Here is a 14,737-nt window from a genome sequence, read left to right as displayed (position 1 = left end):
GTAGTAAAAAGATGGGAGGGTATAAAAATAGTGTTGAAGGATCGGCTATTTAACATAATGGTTTTTATGGGAGCGTGTATTACTATAATTTTGCTTATAGCGGCCTTTTTAACGCTGTTAATTAATTTTATTCCCTCTCTTAAAGCATTTGGCCTGAAGTTCTTCTTTGGTAAGGAGTGGGATCCGATAAAGCTTAACTTTGGAGCTCTTCCGTTTTTTATCGGAACTACTTTAACATCCTTTTTGGCCCTTATTATATCTGTTCCTATTTCCATTTCCATTTCTATTCTTTTGGGAGAATACCTTAAGGAAGGATTTATAGCTTCGATATTTAAAAATCTAGTAGAACTTCTAGCGGGTATTCCATCCGTGATTTATGGATTTTGGGGATTATTTGTTCTTGTTCCCTTTGTTAGAAAAATTGAAGTATTTTTAAATGTTCCACCAGTAGGAGTAGGAATTTTTACTGCTTCGATAGTCTTAGCTGTTATGATAATTCCCTACTCTGCTTCTATTGGTAGGGAAGTAATAGAGCTTGTTCCTACAGATATAAAGGAAGCTGCCTACTCACTTGGGGCTACTAAATACGAGGTTATAAGATTTGTTATTCTACCTTATGCGAGATCAGGAATATTTGCTGGGATTTTGCTTTCCCTTGGAAGAGCGATAGGGGAAACTATGGCTGTAACGATGCTGATAGGTAATTCAAACGAGATTCCTTCAAGCATTTTTTCTCCAGGAAATACTATGGCAAGTCTTATAGCTAATGAGTTTGCTGAGGCTACAGAAATACTTCATTTATCTTCTTTAGTGGGGATAGGTTTCTTTCTTCTTATAATAACTACTGTTATAAGCTTGGTTGGAAGATATATAATTAAAAAGATAAGCGTGACGGAGAGAAGGTATGCGTAAGATAGAACATGATAGACTGAGGTTTGTTAAAAATAAAGTTTTTAAAATTACTGTAATTTTCCTTTCACTAATAGCTATAATCCCTTTGTTTCTTATACTTTTTTATATAATACAAAGGGGAATAGAAATAATAAGTTGGAATTTTGTTTTTGAACTTCCAAAGCCTCCCGGAGAAGAAGGCGGTGGTATATTAAATGCGCTTTTAGGGACTGGGATATTAATAGTTGTAGCAAGCTTTATATCGGTTCCTTTGGGGGTTTTAGCTGGAATTTATATGGCTGAGCAAAAAGAAAGCGTAGTTACTAGGATAGCGAGACTTTGTTTAGAAGTGCTGCAGAGTATTCCATCTATAGTTATTGGTATAGTGGTTTACTTATGGGTAGTTAAGCCTATGAAAGGCTTTTCTGCCTTGGCTGGGGGGTTATCCTTAGCTATTATAATGCTGCCATTAGTGGTGAGGTCTACAGAAGAAACTATTAAATTAATACCTCTACCTTTGAAAGAGTCTGCTTTAGCTTTAGGTGTCCCTTACTATAGGGCAATTTTAAAAGTAATTTTGCCTGCAAGTTTGAGCGGTATTTTAACGGGAACGTTAATAGGCATTGCTAGAATTGCGGGTGAGACGGCTCCCCTTCTTTTTACTGCTTTTGGTAGTTCATATTTGACCTTGAGTATTTTAAAGCCTATTAGCGCTCTATCTTTGTTGATATTTAACTATGCTACAAGTCCTTATGAAGAGTGGCATAAAATAGCATGGGGGGCTTCGTTTCTTTTAGTCACCTTGGTTTTAATTTTAAGTATAATAGCGAGGGTGATGACGAGAAAATGGAAAACGAGATTTTAAAAACTGAGAATCTCAAGGCATATTATGGAGATCAAGAGGTTTTAAGAGGTATAACATTGTCTTTTCCTCAAAATAAAGTTACTGCTATAATGGGACCTTCTGGTTGTGGAAAAACAACCTTCATTAGATGTTTAAACCGTATGCACGAGCTTTCTCCAAATGCAAGAGTAGAAGGCAAGGTACTTTTGCATGGTGAAGATATATATAAGATGGATCCTATGCTTGTTAGAAGAAAAATAGGAATGGTTTTTCAACGGCCTAATCCCTTTCCTACTATGAGTATATATGATAATGTGATAGCTGGATATAAACTAAATGGTATTAAACTTCCTAGAAGCGAGTTGGATAGGATAGTTGAAGATTCTCTTAAAAAAGCGGCTTTATGGGATGAGGTAAAAGATCACCTTTATAAATTAGGAACTTTTCTTTCGGGAGGTCAGCAGCAGAGATTGTGTATAGCGAGGGCTTTAGCAATGAACCCCGATGTTCTTCTTTTAGATGAACCTACCTCCGCTCTCGATCCTATAGCTACATCGAGAATTGAGGAACTGATGATAGAGCTTAAAAAAAGCGTAACGGTTATTCTTGTTACTCACAATATAGCTCAGGCTGGAAGGGTTTCTGACTATGCTGCTTTTCTTTATCTTGGGGAGCTTATAGAGTTTGGCTCTACGAGAATTATGTTCACCACTCCTAAAGATAAGAGAACGGAGGAATTTCTTACAGGAAAGTTTGGTTAATGCGTGTGAAAGCGGTTTTACTTCTTTCGGGAGGATTAGATAGTATACTGGCTGCGAAATTGCTCCAAAGGGAGAATATAGAAATTTATCCTCTCTTTTGTTCTTCTATTTTCTGGAAAAGCGAATCAGCTATTAGAGTGTCTAAGGAGCTGAATCTTTCACTAAAGATAATAGATGTGAATGAAAAAATATGGGAGCTCGTTAAGAATCCTAAATATGGAAGAGGTAAAGGAGTAAATCCTTGTATAGATTGTAAGATTATGATGTTGAAGGAAGCAAAAAGGTACATGGAGGAAATAGAAGCCCATTTTGTTGTTACCGGTGAAGTTCTTGGGGAAAGACCGATGTCTCAGAGGAAAGAAGTTATGTCAATTATAGCGAGAGATAGTGGTTTAGGGGATCTATTGGTAAGGCCTCTTTCAGCTAAGCTTCTTTTACCCACTCTTCCCGAAAGAGAAGGTTGGTTAAAAAGAGAAAATTTGCTTGATATAATGGGAAGGTCAAGAAAAAGGCAGTTAGAGCTTGCTAAAGAATGGGGAATTAATTTTTTCCCCTCCCCTGGAGGTGGTTGTATCCTTACTGACCCGACGTTCTCGAAAAGGGTTAAGGATTTATTGAATTATGATCCAGATGCTAAGATTTTCGATGCTGAGATACTCAAGTATGGAAGGCATTTTAGATTAAGCGATTGTGTTAAACTTATAGTTGGAAGAAATTTAGAGGAAAATGAGATTTTGCTTAAACTTGCGTTACCTGGTGATTTTATATTGAAGGCAGAATATTACCCAGGACCTATAGGAATACTTAGAGGTAAGCAAATTCCATCTCATGTTCTTGATCTAGCTTGTGGAATTGTTTTAAGGTATAGTGATGCTCCATGGGGTTCTATAGATAGCGTTGTTGTGAAAGATGGACAGCAAGAGATAAGTATGATGGCAAGTAAATTTTCTCCCGAAGATATAAAAAAGTATATGATATGAAAACATGGACAGTGCTTGACATTCTTCTCATATAATGTTATTTTAAAATTAATAGAATTATATAGGAGGTGAAAAACAATGTGTAAAAAAGGTATAGGAATTCTTGCAATTTTAGCTTTGATATGTGTAGCTTTATCGCCAATATCTAATTCTATCGCTGCTGAAAAGTTTGAAGTAACTATTTACACGGGTTCCGGTCCCGGAAGCGTCTATTTTGCTATCGGTTCTATGTTGGCGAAGGTTATTAATCAAAAGAGTCAAGTTTTGGCTGCCAAGGGAGTTACAAGTGGGGCGAGTGTGGCAAATGTAAGAGCTATTGCAAAGGGAGAAGCTCAGGTGGGTATAGCTCAAAACGATGTTACCTATTATGCGATTAAGGGTATGGCACAGTTTGAAGGTAACCCTGTTAAGAATTTAAGGGCAGTTGCTACGCTTTATCCTGAGCCGTTACAGTTAGTTGTAAGAGCGGATAGTGGCCTGAAGAAGCTGGAGGATCTTGTTGGTAAGAGAGTTGTTGTTGGGGCGGCGGGAAGCGGAGTTGCTCAAACAGCTGAGAGAGTTCTTAAGGCAGCGGGTTTATGGGATAAGGTAAATAAGATATATCAGACTTTTGAGGAAGCAGCTCAAAGCTTAGTTTTAGGTCAAGTTGATGCGGAATTTACGGTAATAGGTTATCCTGCACCTGCAATTGAGATGATAGCTGTTAGTGTTCCTGTTAAGCTTATACCTATTCCTGATGATATAGTTAAGAAGCTTCACGAGCAAGGATATCCTTTCTATGTGAGAGCAACTATTCCTAAAGGAACTTATAAGGGAATGGATGAAAATGTTCAAACGATAGCTGTTAAAGCTACATTAGTTGTAGATGAAAAACTCCCTGTTGATGTTGTCTATGAGTTAACCAGGATACTTTATACAAGTATTGATGACCTCGCAACAGCTCATCAGCTTGCTAAGCAGATAAAGATGAGTGAAGCGTTCGAGGGTTTGACAGTGCCTCTTCATCCAGGGGCTGTAAAATTCTTTGAGGAGAAAGGTCTTAAGGTTCCAGCAGAACTTAAGCGCTAAGCTTTTCTTAAGCTTAATTTTGATAACTTCTTTACTGTTTTTACCTATAAAGTTATTAGAGATAAGGACAGAAGAGGGAACATATATATGTTCCCTCTTCTTTAATTCGGAGGTTATAATAACCCTGTCTTATATTCATAGTGTATCGTTAACAGAGGTTATAGATAAGTTTAAGGTAACCGGGGATGGCATATGGGCTATAGAATCAAGATGGCAGCAGTTTGATGCAGGTCAACCTATTGATTTCAATAGAATAGAAAATGGGTTTTTTGTCAAAGAGATGAGGCTTTTCTTAGGGAATGAATGGATCTATTGGTTTATTCCTTTAAACAGGCCTAGTATAAGGTTAGACGGGAAATACTTGGTTCAAGAAATGAGGAAAGAGGGTAAGGTCAAGTTTAAGTTAAGGAAAGAACCTTTAGTTTTCATTATATTTAGTTGGGAGGGAGTGAAATGGATAAATTAGAAGATAAGATTACAGTTGTTATAGAAAGGACAAGAAAGTACTCTTCTCGAGTTGATTTTATAGTAAAATTAGCTGCCATTCTGATAGGAGTGTATGAGGTGCTTTTTATCTTTAGGTTTCATTTTTATCTTTATGATCTTCTCGCAAAATTGGGAATAGAGGTAAGTGTTCTTCAGCAAGGTTTTCAGGATAAGCAAGGAATGGCTTTTGTGCTTGGAATGTTGCTTTTGATAGCTTTCTTAGTTTACCCTCCTTTATTAAAGGAGGATTACATGACGAAAGTTCATTGGTTTGATTATATCTTAGTTCTTTTAAGTCTTTCAAGCATGTTTTATATGTTTGCAAGATATCCTTCCTTTACAGTCTACTATGAGGTTTCTGGATGGGACATTCCTTTTGGTCTTATAGCTATAGCTTTGGTCTTAGAGGCTACAAGAAGAAGCTTGGGATGGATACTTCCTGCTATAGTTCTCGTTTTCCTTGTTATAGGAATAGAAGATACCAATTATAACTGGTCAAGATTCGTTCAGTATCTTTACCTTGATCAAGGTATCTTTGGTACCCCCTTTTTCGTTATGACTATTTATGTTTTTGCTTTTATATTCTTTGGAGCCTTTTTACTAAAGATAGGTGTAAGCGATTATATGACTCAGTTGATGATAACCATATTTGGGACTAAACCTGGTGGGCCTGCTAAGTCTGCAGTAGTGTCAAGTGCTCTTATGGGAACTGTAAGTGGTAGTTCCGTGGCAAATGTGTTAACTACTGGGACTTTTACTATACCTTTAATGAAAAAAGCAGGTTATCCTCCAGAAATAGCTGGTGCTGTGGAACCTGTAGCTTCAACAGGAGGACAACTTATGCCTCCTATAATGGGGGCTGCTGCTTTTATAATGGCTCAGTTTTTAGGTATTCCTTATAATAAGATTATTATTGCTGCGATTATACCGGCTATTGTGTACTATGCAGGAGTATATATATTTATAGACCTCGAAACGAAAAGATTGGGGCTAAAAGGTGTATCAAAGGAAAGTCTGATGCCTTTATCTTACTTTACGAGAAAAGCTTATATTTTACTTCCAATAGTTGTAATAACAGTTGCTCTTGTGTGGGGAATAGCTCCTCATATAGCTGCTATATCTTGTTTAGGTATAGCTATATGGGTAGCGTGGATATCTAAGGATGAGATCTCAGGAAGCGAAAAGATATATTCTATTATCTTGCTTTTTACAACTCTCCTTATGTTTACTGAGGATAAAATTGCTAAGCCTGTCTCTTTTGTTCTTTTTGTTTTCTTGCTTTTTCTTGTCATTGCAGGACTAACTTATAAGAGAAGCATAAGTTTTAACGAAAAGTTTTTCATGAGCTTTCTTTTTATCGGTTTCCTAGCTTTAGTAAAGTATATGGGTATCAGAAAAGAATCTGTTTTGTTTATGAGTGGGGTATTTGGTATTGTATTTTCGCTATTGATTGGATGGTTTTCTAAAAGCGATCAGGGTAAAGCTATGTTTAAGGCGACTTTTGAGTCTATGATAGATGCTGGAAGGACGAGTACATCTATAATGCTTGCGGCTGCGAGTGCTGGTTTAATCCAAGGAGTTCTTACTATGACTGGACTTGTAACAAGTCTTGGTTATAAGCTTGTGGATCTTACAGGTGGCGTTTTAATATTGATACTTATAATGAGTATGGTTTTTAGTTTGATACTTGGCATGGGTGTTCCTACAACTGCAAATTATGTTATAACTTCTCTTGTTGCTGCTCCTGCGGTATATAAGGCTGTGGCAGAAACAGGAGGAATATATATGGAAAGAGTGCTTGGCTATGGTACACCTGTGGCTTTGCTTGCCGCTCACTTTTTTGTATTTTACTTTGGTATTTTGGCCGATCTTACTCCTCCAGTTGCTTTGGCTTCTTATGCTGGTTCCGCTCTTGCTGGAGGAGATTTCTGGCAAACCTCGAAAAACTCAGTAAGGTATGCTCTAGCTGGTTTTATAGGGCCGTATATTTATTTTCTAAACCCTGAGATGTTCTTAATAACTATAAAAACTTGGAATGTAATGGTAATCCTTAAAATACTTTTCCTCCTTTCGGTAACCATCTTAATGATGTATATGCTTGGAGTAGCAGTAACTGGGTATTTTAAAGGTAAAATCAATTTATTACTTAGGGTAGTTATAGGGGTTCTTGCCTTGGTTACTTCAACGCTTAATCCAGTTTTAATAATTATTAGCATTGGTGTAATGACAATCTTGTGGTTGATGAGAAGAAAGGAAGCTTCCACATCTATCACAAATTGAAAACTTGATCTGAAAAACCTCTTCTAAAAGTTCAGGAGTCAGCACACTTTTAGGTAGACCGAAAGCTAAAGGAACACCATCTTTTAGAAGCATCACTGAGGATGCTAAAGCGAAGGTTATATTTATATCATGAAGTGCGCAGATAATAATAGATCCATTGTTTGACAGTTCTACCAGTATGTCGTATAAAAGAAATTGATGTTTTAAATCTAAATTATTCATAGGTTCATCAAGAAGGAGTATTTTAGAGGATTGGGCTAGGGTTTTTGCTATAACAACTCTTTTAAACTCTCCCCCACTTAAAGATGTTATTTTTCTTTTTCTTAGATTTTGAAGGTCAAGCCTTTCTATAGCCCATTCTACTATTTCTTTTCCTTTTCCATGATGGGGATAGCGTCCCATAGCAACTACCTCCTCAACTGAAAAAGGAAAATCAAAACTTAGCGATTGTGGCAAAGTAGCAATTATCTTTGCCCTATCGCGGGGTTTAAGAGATATAAGGTCGGTATCGTTAAACATGATATTTCCTTTGAAGGGTTTAAGAATACCGGACATGGTCTTTATAACCGTGCTTTTTCCGGAACCATTAGGCCCCAGTAGGACTAAAATATCCCCCTCTTTTAGGCTAAAGTTTATGTTTTTTATTATAGCCTTATTATTATAGCCGGCATATAGATCTTTAACTTGAAGCATTGTTCTTTCCTCTTATAAGAAGATATATGAAAAATGGTGAACCCAGCAATGCTGTAATTATACCTACAGGTATTTCAATGGGAGGGATTAATATCCTTGCCATTGTGTCCGTGAATAACAAAAAGCTCCCTCCTAGTAGCGCTGAAAAGGGAAGGAGCTTTCTATGATCGGGAGAGATGACAAGTCTTACCATATGAGGTATTACTAACCCTACAAAGCCTATTATCCCGCTTGAAGATACAGAAACAGCTGCTAGAAGGGAAGAAAGTATCACAAGTTCCTTCTTAATTTTTATAGAGTCCACTCCCATTTGAGAAGCGTGTTCATCTCCCCACAATATTAAATTAAGTTCTTGAGAATATCTCAGAATAAATATTGATGATATTACTAAAACTGGTGTGATTCTAATTATGTTGTTCCATGAGGAGATTCCAAGGTTTCCCCAAAGCCAAAACAATAATCCGTGAAAGTCATTTCCTTTAAAGTAAAGCAAAAAACCTATTAAGGCGGAGAGAAAAGCGCTTACACCAATTCCTGAAAGAAGAAGTCTCTCTGTGGACAAAAATCCATTATAAACAGAAACCTTGTAAACTAAAAGAAATGAAAGAATAGCTCCTATAAAGGAGGTTAATTCAAGGCTCCAGTTAGTTTTTAAAAGAGTGCTTATAGCAGCTCCAACTGCAGCTCCAGAGGATATACCAAGAAAGTACGGTTCAGCTAATGGATTTCTAAAAACAGCCTGTAAAACGGAGCCGGATATAGCTAATGAAGCTCCTACTATAAGAGCGTGAACTGTTCGAGGAAGCCTAACTTGCCAAAATATCGGTGATCCGTTAAGAATCTCCTCTAAGGTAAGCTTTACAGGGCCTTTATATAAGGAAAAGAATAATGTGAAAAGTAAAAAAAGAAAGATAGAAAATTTTCTAATCCTCATTTGAGTTTGAAAATTACTTTCTGCCTTACTATGCTCTTTACGGGTTTACCATTTCTATAAGCTGGAATAAATTGCCAATTTTTAACCTCTTCAGAGGCAGCCTTGTCAAGTAGTTCATACCCTGAAGATTCCACTATTTTAACTTCTCCTACGCTTCCGTCAGGTAAAACTTCTATATCTAAAACTACTATTCCTTCGTATTTCATTTTCCTTGCGAGTAAGGGATAAGCTGGTTTTCTTGAATTTATAGGTTTTGGAGGAATGAATAGCATTTCTTCAGATTCTTTTTCAGATTTCAGTTCCCTTTCCTGAGTGGTAGCAATTTCTCTTCTTTCTAGACTTTGCTTTACATTTTCCTTTGTTTCTTCTTGTGAAGCTATCTTGTTTGCCTCTTTTTTGAAAGGTTTTTGGTATTTAGCGTTTTGAGATTTAACTGTAACTTTTAAGTTTAGAAAGGCTTTATTCGTAGATATATTTCTAATGCTTAACTTGACATCTGAAAGAATATTAAAACTTTTATCTGTTTTCCAATGCTTTGTGGTACCGCCTTTTAAAAACTCTTCTCCCTTTATAAGGTGTTTTGTAGTGTTCTCGACGAGGGTTACCTGTAATACTTTTTTTTCTAAAGGAATGCGTGGAAAAGTGAGACATTGAAGTATAAGTAAGTGAAATATAAGAGATGAAAGAAAAAATATAGAAAATCTAGCTTTCTGGTTCAACAACTAATCCCACCTTTTCTATGCCTTTTTTCTTAAGCTTGTCTAATAACTCTACTACCTTACCATATTTTACGCCTTTATCTCCTTTTATGAGATAGACAATATTTTTATTGTTAATTTCTACTCTCCTTAAAAGCTCCTCCATATTGATTTCCTCGTTTTTCCAGAAAATCCTTTCGTCTTTCGTTATATTTATCATTATTGACCTTTCTTCTTTGAGTGGAGAGGATTGTGCTTTTGGAAGGTCAACTCTTATAGCGAAGGGAGCAAAGGCTGTTGTAAGCACAAAGAATATTATAAGTTGAAATATTATATCTATCAGTGGTGTAAGATCTAAAAAAGTTTCTTCCTCTTTCACTCTTCTTTTTCTGACCATTTTTTAAAGATTTCGTATAAGGTTCTGGCTCCCTCTAAAACTCTAGGAGATAGTCTGAAAATGATATCTCCATTGATTTCAAATACATTTCCTTTTTTCACAGCTTCTAATCCCTTTCCATCTAGAACCTTAAGTAGTCGTTCCTTACTTACTCCCATGCTTCCTTCTCCTTCTGCAACTATTATTATATCAGGAGAGATTTTGATAAGTTTTTCTAAGCTATAAATAGGAAAGAAAACATCTGTTTCAGAAACTATATTTTCTCCACCCGCAATCTCGATAAGTTCGTTAATATAGCTTTTTTTACTTACTGTGGTAAGAGGTGAATCCCATATAGCGAGAAAGACCCGTGGTCGTTTTTCTAGTTTCTTGCTTTTCTCTGATAAGATTTTAAACTCATCTTTTATATTTCTGATTAACTCTTTTGCTTCCTTTTCCATGCCAGTAAACTTACCTAAGATGTCTATGGATAAGTAAAGCTCTTCTAAAGAAGTATATAGTTTAAAAGCATAACATGGTATGCCTAAATTCAGGAGCTTTATCAGAAGTTTTTCGTGTATGTTAACTATACCTATAACAAGGTCCGGTTTCAGTTGAAGTATTTTTTCTAAGTTTGGGTTAGAAAAATCACCAACTCGCGGTATTAATTTTGCTTTTTCAGGGTAGTTATCAAAAATAGTGGCTCCCACTATTTTAGTTCCGGCTCCTATTGCGAATAAAGTTTCTGTTATAGCTGGAGAAAGAGAGACAATTCTTTTTACAGGAGTGTCAAGATTTATTCTATAGCTGAATGGTCCTTCGATAGTGATTCCCCATAATATAGAGGTTTTTAGACAGAAAAATATGATAAGGATGACAATTAGTCTACCTTTCATTTTTAGGATAGTCCTTTAGAATTTCCTCTCCCAATTTTGTAAATTCTTCCTCTTTCCTAGAAACCAAAGAAGAGAGAATACCATGCATGAATACTGACGGGATAGCAACAGATAAGCCAAATACGGTAGTCAAAAGGGCAACCCATATGCCACTAGCCAAAGCTTCGGGGTCGCCAAGCTTCCCCTCAGCTATCTTTTTAAAAACCTCAATCATTCCTAAAACTGTTCCAAGAAGGCCAAGTAAAGTGCTAACTCTTGCTATTAGAGCTAGAGCACCTATGCCTCTGGATAATCTTTTAACTTCTACCTCTATCAATATATCTAGAATCTCTTTTAGCTCTTTCACATTAAAAGGTTTTTCTTTAACCAAACTTTCTAATTCCTTTTTAAAGGCTCCTATTGTTTTCTTTTTGTTTATTAAAAGGAAAAATCTTTCTAAGAATATAGCAAATGCAAAGATGGAGCATAAGAGAATAGGATACATTAAAAGCCCACCTTTGTTAAACCATTCCATGTTGATAACTCTCCCTTGAAAAAGATTAGGATTTCTTATATATTAAATAAATAAGTAAGTTTGGAGGGGAAAGAGACCCTTTTCCTCAGGGGGAGCGGGCGGGGAAGAGTCTCAAACCCCTCCAAGTTTCTTATTAGTCAAAAGCTAAGATATCTATAGAGTAGGGAGGATAGCCTAAATTCTCCTCGAGTATCTCTTTAATAATTTTTTCTTCCTCTGTATCATATATTATGAGCTTTCCATCTCCATTGCCCCTACCCCTGTCCAATATGAATAGGTATTTTGAATAAGGATCATATTTTATATTTGTGATATACCCTCCCTCGTAAATCTCATTTCCTAAGATTCCAGTGTGAAGATTAATTTTAAAGACTTTACATGTATACCAATCCCCTCCCAAAATATATGCTTCCCCTTTTTCGGTTATCTCAAGAGAATATATATCCATATCGTTAAGTGGGTTGTCACATAGCTTTTCAGCTTTTAAGTCATCCTTGTTCAAGTCTATCACATCTATAATATCATCATTAGGATTAAAATAGTTTCCAGTTTCAACTATATAGATTTTTCTATTATGGTATTCCATATCCATAGGATTTTTGCCATTAAGAGTTAAAGCTCTTTTGATGGTATCTGAATCTAGATCAATTATAACTACAGTTCCAGGTGCATAATCGAAAGATCCTGAATCAAATCGCTGGAGTATGATAAACAGCTTCCCTTCAGCAACTAAGCCTTTAGTTGAATTGGGTGAATTATCATTACCATAGGAATATACAGATAAATCGATCCTCCTAATTTCCTCTCCTGTCAATGGATTAATTTTTTGGATAAAAGGTTCTCCCCATGGAATAGCGTAAGCCTTATCTTCACCTAGGAAAACCATATCGTATATATTTTTGCCTAGTGTGTATTCCTTTATAGGTCTTTCCCACCTACCTGCTTCATAAACTTTGGTTGGTGAAGGTATAGTTCCCCAGGATGGTCTTTCTACGATAAAAGCATATTTTTTGAAGGTTTTTATTATAGTATCTCCGCTAAAGCCTGATAGGATATTTTGGGTATGGAAGCTTTCTCCTATAAGGTCAACTGAGGAAAGATTACCACTAGTATACCCTGAGTCAACCCCAACTATTAAGGCAAAGAGATTAGAGGGTGTCCAATTACCCTCTCCTACTCCGACGCATCCCCAAAGAGGTATTAGTATGAGAAATAGAATTAGCAAATAAAATGTTTTTCTTTTTAGCTCCATTTAAAAATCACCTCCTTTATATTAAAAGTTTTTGATGTAGGTTAAATAAAAGTTTCTTCCAACAGGGGGATAATCTGCAATTTTTTCGGGACCAAAACCAAAAGCAGGCTTAGTTCTGAATCTTTGGTTATCTGTTATATTGTTTATGGTTAAGGTAAGCTTTTCTTTTTCAGAAAACCTATAAGAAAGTCCCAAGTTCACTGTCCACCAATCATTAAATTTCACTAAACCTCCGGTGTCAAAGTAATTTTCGCTTGTAAGTTCTCCCTCTATGAAAGCTTCATAATTTTTCCATGAGCGTTCAACTCTTAAATTTAGATTGTGCTCGGGTCTATTAGGTAAAGGTTTTCCTTTCTTATAGCCAGGAACTTCGCTTTCTGTTTCCATATAAGTATAGGATAAAGAAAGACTCCAACCGTTTTTGAGAATATAACTGAGACTACTTTCTACTCCTTTTATTCTGGCACCACTGATGTTTATATATCGGCCAAATCTAGGATTAAGCATTATAAATTCAACCAAGTTGTCCATGTCGCTTTGGAAGTAAGTTATATATCCTGCCACGTTTCTTCCTCTGTACTCTAAGCTTAAATCAAAATTTTTTCCCTCTTCATTTTCAAGGTAAGGATTGGGTATTATAAAGGCCCCGTCTCCAAATTTTTCATAGAAATTCGGAATTCGGCTTAGTATCCCCCATGTGAATTTAATACTCCAGTTTTCATTTAAGGCATATTTAACTCTCAAGCCATAAGAAAGGTGTTCAGATGAAGAGGAAAGAGTTTCACCATTTAGTTTCTCTGACCTGTCATCTGATTTTAGAAATCTAAACCAAGGAATGATAGAAAATCTTTCCCTTAAAACCGTGTAATCAAGAGAAATGCTAAGGATATTTCTTTCGTAAGTTTTTATTCCCTTGAGAGGAGAAAATTCCCCCTGTTTAACTATATCGCCTCCAGGATTAAGTCCCTCTTTAAAAAGATCTAAGTAGACTTCTAAAAAATTATTCTGGTTTATTAGGTAATTGAGCGAAACTTGAGTTCCGACCTTATAAGAGTTATACCAGTTATGTTTTTGACCATACCATCCTACATCTTCATAAGGATTTAAAAACTCTCGCTCTGAATATACACCGTATAAAGAGATGTCTCCCTTTAGATTATTGGAGAAAGAAATTTCTTTAGATATCTCAGCAATAAATCTTTCGTCAGATAGGTTGGAGTGAGAGATATTTCCTTCTTTATCGCTTCCCGGTGCTGGTTTAGGTAGACCTTTGTGTTTGGAAAAGTAATTTAAAAATAGCTTTCCATTCTGGCTAATCTCTTTTGATATTTTTATGTCTGATATTCTATGAGCATTATTTTGCCTTCTTGTTTCGTAATCGTCTTCAAGATTGTAAGGAGTCCCATTGTCATTATGATACGGATAGTTCCCTTTGCTAGTTTCAAGGTTTATAGAAAATAAGCCGTTTTTTATAGAAGTAATATTTTCTAAGGCAAAGCTTCTAAAAGATCCGATAGTTGTCTTAAACGTTTTAAAGTCAGCTTTTTCCAATGTAACTATGTTTATTACCCCCCCTATTCCGGGTATTCCAAAACGTGCTGGCACGCTTCCTCTGTAAATTTCTATTCTTTCAATAGCATTAAGTGGTATTGTTGAAATATCAATAGCTCCCTCTCCGCTAGCATTCAACAAAATGCCGTTAAGATATACAACAACTTGGGCGGATGTGCTGCCTCTTATGGATACTACTGTATATGCTCCTCTTCCCCCAAGTTTTGTTACATGAATGCCAGGTATTTTGGAGAGTAATTCTCCTAAATCTTTAAATTCTCCTTCAAATTTTGATGGAAATATAACCGAATATGAAGAAGGCTCTGCCTCAAGAATGTTTATAATAGAGTCGTAAACTTCGATTGGACTTAATTCGAAAACCTGAGCTTTAATCTCAGATGAGAAAAAAGTTAAAAATGTAAATATGAAAAGAATCAAAAAAAGCTTCTTTATCAAGGTTTTCTCCTCCTAATAGAAATAAAATTTAAAGCCTGGCTCCTACTCCAAGGTAAA

At 36.0% G+C, this 14,737-nt stretch carries 15 protein-coding genes; 7 read left to right on the top strand and 8 right to left on the bottom strand.

The annotated features are described in order from the left end of the window. Positions 1–33: 33 nt before the first annotated feature. The 7 genes from pstC to NZ900_06080 all read left to right on the top strand — a co-directional run bounded on the left by pstC (position 34) and on the right by NZ900_06080 (position 7,310). Positions 34–912, top strand: a complete 879-nt coding sequence (pstC, locus tag NZ900_06110; GenBank protein MCS7233662.1) for a phosphate ABC transporter permease subunit PstC — start codon at positions 34–36, stop codon at positions 910–912. Continuing rightward, positions 905–1,756 (top strand): phosphate ABC transporter permease PstA, encoded by an 852-nt coding sequence (pstA, locus tag NZ900_06105; GenBank protein MCS7233661.1) that lies wholly within the window; start codon positions 905–907, stop codon positions 1,754–1,756. The genes pstC and pstA overlap by 8 nt, the downstream gene beginning before the upstream one ends. Further along, positions 1,738–2,496: a phosphate ABC transporter ATP-binding protein PstB gene (gene pstB / locus NZ900_06100; protein MCS7233660.1), complete on the top strand. Its 759-nt coding sequence runs from the start codon at positions 1,738–1,740 to the stop codon at positions 2,494–2,496. Before pstA ends, pstB begins: the two co-directional genes overlap by 19 nt. Next, a complete protein-coding gene (locus tag NZ900_06095; protein ID MCS7233659.1) occupies positions 2,496–3,476 on the top strand; it encodes a tRNA 4-thiouridine(8) synthase ThiI in 981 nt (326 codons plus the stop codon). The genes pstB and NZ900_06095 overlap by 1 nt, the downstream gene beginning before the upstream one ends. Positions 3,477–3,554: 78 nt before the next feature. Continuing rightward, on the top strand, positions 3,555–4,544 hold the full coding sequence (locus NZ900_06090) for a TAXI family TRAP transporter solute-binding subunit (protein ID MCS7233658.1): 990 nt from the start codon (positions 3,555–3,557) through the stop codon (positions 4,542–4,544). Further along, the gene (locus NZ900_06085) at positions 4,501–5,010 is read left to right on the top strand and encodes a DUF1850 domain-containing protein (protein MCS7233657.1); all 510 of its coding nucleotides are present in this window, start codon (positions 4,501–4,503) and stop codon (positions 5,008–5,010) included. Before NZ900_06090 ends, NZ900_06085 begins: the two co-directional genes overlap by 44 nt. Next, entirely contained in the window at positions 4,998–7,310 is a 2,313-nt protein-coding gene (locus tag NZ900_06080; protein MCS7233656.1) for a TRAP transporter fused permease subunit, read from the top strand. Before NZ900_06085 ends, NZ900_06080 begins: the two co-directional genes overlap by 13 nt. On the opposite strand, the gene NZ900_06075 is transcribed toward NZ900_06080, so the two are convergent. The 8 genes from NZ900_06075 to NZ900_06040 all read right to left on the bottom strand — a co-directional run bounded on the left by NZ900_06075 (position 7,230) and on the right by NZ900_06040 (position 14,680). Beyond that, the gene (locus NZ900_06075; GenBank protein ID MCS7233655.1) at positions 7,230–8,003 is read right to left on the bottom strand and encodes an ABC transporter ATP-binding protein; all 774 of its coding nucleotides are present in this window, start codon (positions 8,001–8,003) and stop codon (positions 7,230–7,232) included. The genes NZ900_06080 and NZ900_06075 overlap by 81 nt on opposite strands. Further along, positions 7,990–8,937 (bottom strand): iron ABC transporter permease, encoded by a 948-nt coding sequence (locus tag NZ900_06070; GenBank protein ID MCS7233654.1) that lies wholly within the window; start codon positions 8,935–8,937, stop codon positions 7,990–7,992. The genes NZ900_06075 and NZ900_06070 overlap by 14 nt, the downstream gene beginning before the upstream one ends. After that, complete coding sequence (locus NZ900_06065) at positions 8,934–9,656, bottom strand: energy transducer TonB (protein ID MCS7233653.1); 723 nt, start codon at positions 9,654–9,656, stop codon at positions 8,934–8,936. Before NZ900_06065 ends, NZ900_06070 begins: the two co-directional genes overlap by 4 nt. Beyond that, positions 9,640–10,032: a biopolymer transporter ExbD gene (locus NZ900_06060; protein ID MCS7233652.1), complete on the bottom strand. Its 393-nt coding sequence runs from the start codon at positions 10,030–10,032 to the stop codon at positions 9,640–9,642. Before NZ900_06060 ends, NZ900_06065 begins: the two co-directional genes overlap by 17 nt. Further along, positions 10,011–10,907, bottom strand: coding sequence for an ABC transporter substrate-binding protein (locus tag NZ900_06055; protein ID MCS7233651.1), 897 nt, complete (start codon positions 10,905–10,907; stop codon positions 10,011–10,013). Before NZ900_06055 ends, NZ900_06060 begins: the two co-directional genes overlap by 22 nt. After that, positions 10,897–11,421 (bottom strand): MotA/TolQ/ExbB proton channel family protein, encoded by a 525-nt coding sequence (locus NZ900_06050; GenBank protein ID MCS7233650.1) that lies wholly within the window; start codon positions 11,419–11,421, stop codon positions 10,897–10,899. The genes NZ900_06055 and NZ900_06050 overlap by 11 nt, the downstream gene beginning before the upstream one ends. A 133-nt stretch (positions 11,422–11,554) precedes the next feature. Next, complete coding sequence (locus NZ900_06045) at positions 11,555–12,673, bottom strand: hypothetical protein (GenBank protein ID MCS7233649.1); 1,119 nt, start codon at positions 12,671–12,673, stop codon at positions 11,555–11,557. 21 nt (positions 12,674–12,694) lie between these two features. Further along, positions 12,695–14,680 (bottom strand): TonB-dependent receptor, encoded by a 1,986-nt coding sequence (locus NZ900_06040; GenBank protein MCS7233648.1) that lies wholly within the window; start codon positions 14,678–14,680, stop codon positions 12,695–12,697. Positions 14,681–14,737: the final 57 nt, after the last annotated feature.

This window comes from Synergistota bacterium (assembly GCA_025060595.1).
Taxonomy (GTDB): domain Bacteria; phylum Synergistota; class GBS-1; order GBS-1; family GBS-1; genus 42-11.
The sequence above is the reverse complement of the archived record's forward strand: the minus strand, read 5'-3'. Positions and strand labels throughout refer to the sequence as shown.